At 50.3% G+C, this 4,629-nt stretch carries 6 protein-coding genes; all 6 read left to right on the top strand.

Annotated features, from left to right (window positions below; translation table 11 throughout):
* Window positions 1-304 precede the first annotated feature (304 nt).
* The 6 genes from Q1K24_RS01115 (at window position 305) to Q1K24_RS01090 (ending at window position 4,525) form a co-directional block, all read left to right on the top strand.
* Window positions 305-811, top strand: coding sequence for a 3-isopropylmalate dehydratase small subunit (locus Q1K24_RS01115; RefSeq protein WP_300364764.1), 507 nt, complete (start codon window positions 305-307; stop codon window positions 809-811).
* Window positions 811-1,878 (top strand): 3-isopropylmalate dehydrogenase, encoded by a 1,068-nt coding sequence (gene leuB, locus Q1K24_RS01110; RefSeq protein WP_300364762.1) that lies wholly within the window; start codon window positions 811-813, stop codon window positions 1,876-1,878. The genes Q1K24_RS01115 and leuB overlap by 1 nt, the downstream gene beginning before the upstream one ends.
* Before the next feature lie 148 nt (window positions 1,879-2,026).
* Window positions 2,027-2,269: a tetratricopeptide repeat protein gene (locus Q1K24_RS01105; protein WP_300364760.1), complete on the top strand. Its 243-nt coding sequence runs from the start codon at window positions 2,027-2,029 to the stop codon at window positions 2,267-2,269.
* 11 nt (window positions 2,270-2,280) lie between these two features.
* A complete protein-coding gene (locus tag Q1K24_RS01100) occupies window positions 2,281-2,640 on the top strand; it encodes a hypothetical protein (RefSeq protein WP_300364758.1) in 360 nt (119 codons plus the stop codon).
* Window positions 2,637-3,770, top strand: coding sequence for a CCA tRNA nucleotidyltransferase (locus tag Q1K24_RS01095; RefSeq protein WP_300364756.1), 1,134 nt, complete (start codon window positions 2,637-2,639; stop codon window positions 3,768-3,770). The genes Q1K24_RS01100 and Q1K24_RS01095 overlap by 4 nt, the downstream gene beginning before the upstream one ends.
* Window positions 3,767-4,525 carry a patatin-like phospholipase family protein gene (locus Q1K24_RS01090; RefSeq protein WP_300364754.1) on the top strand — a complete coding sequence of 253 codons (759 nt, stop codon included), beginning with the start codon at window positions 3,767-3,769 and terminating at the stop codon, window positions 4,523-4,525. The genes Q1K24_RS01095 and Q1K24_RS01090 overlap by 4 nt, the downstream gene beginning before the upstream one ends.
* Window positions 4,526-4,629 lie beyond the last annotated feature (104 nt).

Below are 4,629 nucleotides of genomic sequence, written 5' to 3'. Positions count from 1 at the left end.
GCGATCACGACCAGCGACGAGATGCTGCAGATCGTCAACAACCTCAAGCGTTAAACCGTTTGAGGTTGTTGATGGTGGGAATGTAAGATTGTGAGAGTGTGAGATTGTAATGCTCCTATATTCCTACATTCTCACAAAGCCGCGAAGCGGCGACCCCACACTCTCACACTCCCACAAAACTGCAAAGCGGCGACCCCGCCTTCCAACAAAGCGAACGAAGTGAGCTAAAGAGAGCGCTTAATCTTTCTGATTTACTTCTTTTGCTATAATCCGCGTAAATTTAACGGTTTTCCAAAGGAATTTGATGAACATTATTACCGGAAAAGTATGGAAGTTCGGTGACAATATCGATACCGATCTGATTATTGCGGCAAGATATCTGAATACATCCGATCCGCATGAACTGGCCAAGCATGTGATGGAGGATGCGGATCCCGAATTCGTCACCAAAATGCAGCCGGGCGACATCATCGTGGCCGGTGAGAATTTCGGATGCGGAAGCAGCCGTGAACATGCACCGATTGCGTTGAAAGCGGCCGGTGTCGCTGCGGTCGTAGCGAAAAGTTTCGCCCGGATTTTCTATCGTAACGCCTTCAACATGGGACTTCCGATTTTCGAACTCAATGAGACCGATAAAATCAACGAAGGAGATCTGATTACAATCGAGATGGACAAGGGCAATATTGTCGATCTCAGCAAGCAGGTCACCTACCGGTTCCATCCGATTCCTGAATTTATGCAGGAGCTTCTCGCGTGCGGCGGATTGATCAACTACGCGAAGGCGGAAATGCTTAAAAAGGAGCGGGCATAATGCGTTGTTACAAAATAGCTCTCATCAAAGGGGACGGTATCGGGCCGGAGATTGTTGAAGAGGCGGTCAAAGTTCTCGATGCCGTCAGCTTTGCAGAAGGTTTTGAACTCAAATACAGCGAATATCTGCTGGGCGGTGCCGCGATCGATGCGACAGGAGATCCTGCTCCCAAAGAGACGCTCGAAGGTGTCAAACAGGCAGATGCGGTACTTTTCGGTGCGATCGGCGGGGAAAAATGGGACAATCTTCCGAGGGAAAAACGCCCTGAAACCGGACTTCTGAGATTACGCAAAGAGCTTGAAGTCTTTGCAAATCTGCGTCCCGTCACCGTCTACGATGAGCTGGTAAATGCGTCGACACTCAAACCTTCGGTTATTCAGGGTGTGGATCTGATGGTGGTGCGTGAATTGATCGGCGGTATCTATTTCGGCCAGCCGCGGGGCAACGACGGGCAGAAGGCTTTCAATACGATGGTCTATACCAAACCGGAAATCGTACGGATTGCGAAAGTCGCGTTCGAGATCGCGATGAAGCGCAGCAAGCGCGTCTGTTCCGTCGACAAGGCGAATGTTCTGGATGTCAGCCAGCTGTGGCGTGACACGGTCGAAGAGGTAGCGCAGGAGTATCCCGAAGTGACATTGACACATATGTATGTGGACAATGCGGCCATGCAGCTCGTACGCAATCCGAAGCAGTTCGACGTCATTCTGACCGGCAATATTTTCGGTGATATTCTGAGTGACGAGGCAAGCATGCTGAGCGGCTCGATCGGGCTGCTTCCTTCCGCGTCGATCGGTGAAAAGTATGGTCTTTATGAACCGATTCACGGCTCTGCACCGGATATTTCCGGCCAGGGGATCGCCAATCCGATCGCGACGATCGCGAGTGCAGCGATGATGCTCCGTTATGCACTGAAAGAGGATGTGGCGGCCGATCGTATCGAGCGGGCGATCAAACAGGCACTGCATGAGGGGTACCGTACGCAGGATCTGAGTGCTTTCGATGCCAAAGAGGTCTGTTCGACGAGCGAAATCGGATCGATTATCGCGAACTACGCGAGTAAGTGAAAAGTTAAAAACGAAAAGTGAAAAGTTCAGAAAAATCTCTTCGCTCCCTGTTATTTGATGTAAAAAGGCACGGCAGTGCCTATCCGCGACTATTCACTGTTCACTGTTCACTGTTTACTTGTTTTCAAAGCGAACCGAAAGGATCGTTTTGAAAACACTCACCCTCGCGCAGATCTACGAACTTCAGGGGCTCAAGAGTGACGCACTGGAGATTTACAAGGAGATTTTGAAAAAAGATCCGAAAAACAGCGAAGCGAGGGCTGCAATACACAGGCTTTCGGGTGTCAGGCGCCATTTCCAGGGTGTCAATGAAAAGATGAGAGATTTTTTTGTCGATATGGACAGCGATGCCGAATTTGCCGAATTTGAACGCTGGCTTTCAAAACTGTAAGGTTGACTGGTATGGAACTCAAAGATGTTATTCTTTCTACAATCGCGGAACTTGGCGAGGATGTGCGGAGTGTGCCGCCGAAAGGCGAAAACTCTCCGAAAAGCGTCAAAGACGTAAAAGAGGAGATCTCGAAAAGCGTCCGGGAGGAGCGTGACGGAGCCCAATCCCTGTCGCTTTCCGACAAAAAGGATTTTATCCATGAAGAGCGTGAATATCTCGAACATCTGCGGGAGCGTATTCTGGTACTCTTTGAAGGTTTTCAGTCACCCAACAACAAACGGGTGGAAGCGAAAATCGATTTGACACTCAATTTCCTCGAATATCTTCTTGCACTACTCGATGAGCGTATCGAAACGCTCAAAAAGCCGTGAATCTTCACCTCCCTCCCGAACTGCAAAAAGAACTCGATACCGTCCGACATTTTTTTACCACATACTATCCCGATGTAAAACTCTATCTTGTGGGCGGTGCCGTTCGTGATATGGTGATGGGTCGGGAGATCTACGACCTTGATATCGAGTGTTTCGGTATCGATCCCGAAACGTTTGATGCGGCGATGCGGAGACTCGGGGCCAAAGGGGTAGGAAAAAGTTTTTTCGTCTACAAATATGGGCATCTCGATATCGCTTTGCCGAGAATCGAGCGCAAAGTGGCCAGAGGACATCGGGGGTTTTCCGTCGAAATTGCCAGAGATACGAAAGAGGCAAGCCGTCGGAGGGATTTTACGATGAATGCATTGATGCTCGATCTGCAGAGGGGTGAGATCGTCGATCACTGGGGCGGGCTCGATGATATCCGCAAACGCCTCATTCGCGTTGTCGACTTCGGGAAGTTCGCCGAAGATTCGCTCAGGGTTCTGCGGGCGATGCAGTTTTCGGCCCGTCTCAAATTCCGAATCGAAAAGGAGAGCCGCGATCTGATGCGGTCGATCGCCCTTGACGATCTGACACACGAACGTATTTTCTGGGAATTCGAGAAGATGTTCATGGCCCAATGGCTCCATTACGGCCTCTTCGCGATGTTCGATCTGCTGATCGCGAAAAAACTTCTGGCACTGACAACGGAGAGATACACCTATATTCGTATGGCGCGGCATATGCAGAAAGCCAGAGCCCTGGAAGACGAAGCGATGCGCCCCTACTATTTTCTCTTCGTTCTTTCGACCGATATGCACCGCTCCGCTGTCGGCCTGTGTGACAGAATACACACCCCCAATGTCTATAAAAAGGTGTTGACATTCCAGAAAAGAGTTCCCCATCACATTACGGACCGGTTTCTCGGTGCCCTTTCACTGCGTTTTCCGATCAGACAGTGGCTCGGTATCTATGCGGACCGTGTGGCGGAACGTTCGAAACACCTCAATATCTATGAGAAGGGGTTCGATCCGGGCATACGGCCGGCCCAACTCCTCGATGAGGGATTGAGCGGCAAAGCGCTCGGAAAGGAGCTGCGCCGGCGTATTCTTGCAGCTGTCCGAGCCAATTTCAGGGCAGATCGATGAAAGTGGCACTGGCACTCTCCGGTGGAGGCATTCGTGCCGTCGCGCATCTCGGGATTGTAAAAGTACTGCAGGAAAACGGTTTCGAGATTGAAGCGGTCAGCGGCAGCAGCGGAGGTGCACTGGTCGGTGCATTGCTGTGTGATGGTAAAACACCGCAGGAGATCGTCGAATTGATCAAAACGGTCAAAATCTGGAATCTTTTCGGTTCGACAGGACGGGGCGGCGTTTTTGCACTGGAAGGTATCGAAGCACTGCTGAAAGAGCATCTTCAGGTTGAAAATATCGAAGAACTCAAAACAGATTTCATCGTTGCCTGCACCGATCTGGCCAGCGGCAAGATGCACTATTTCGACAACGGACCCATCGCAGAGCTCTGTATCGCATCTTCCTCCCTCGTTCCCGTTTTTTCTCCTCGACGCTACGGCGATCTTCTCCTCGCCGACGGCGGTTTCATGGATAATATGCCGGCTCGCCCTCTTTGTAACCGCGATATGCCTGTTATCGGTATCAATGTCAATCCGATTCTTCCGAAGGAACCGGACAACGTGGTCAGGATGACCGTGCGCGCACTTCTGCTTATGATGGCTGCCAATATAGAGATGTCGAAAGAGTATGTCGATTTCTATATTGAACCGGCCGCCTGTGAGGGCATCAATATTTTCGATTTGACAAAAGTGGATGAAGCGTATGAAGCGGGTGTGGAAGAGGGGAAAAAAATCCTTCCAAAGCTGCTTGATACATTCTCTGCGATATAATCTTCATACTCCGTTTTCTATAGAACCCATCTCAAAAATCCCCATGGACGGGAATTTTTGAGATGGGTTCTAATTTCTATTGAAGGTTGCAAATGACCCGCGAC

Origin of the sequence: Hydrogenimonas sp., from assembly GCF_029932565.1 — a bacterium.
Lineage (GTDB): Bacteria > Campylobacterota > Campylobacteria > Campylobacterales > Hydrogenimonadaceae > Hydrogenimonas.
Note: the sequence above shows the minus strand (reverse complement) of the source record. Positions and strands in the feature narration are given on the sequence as shown.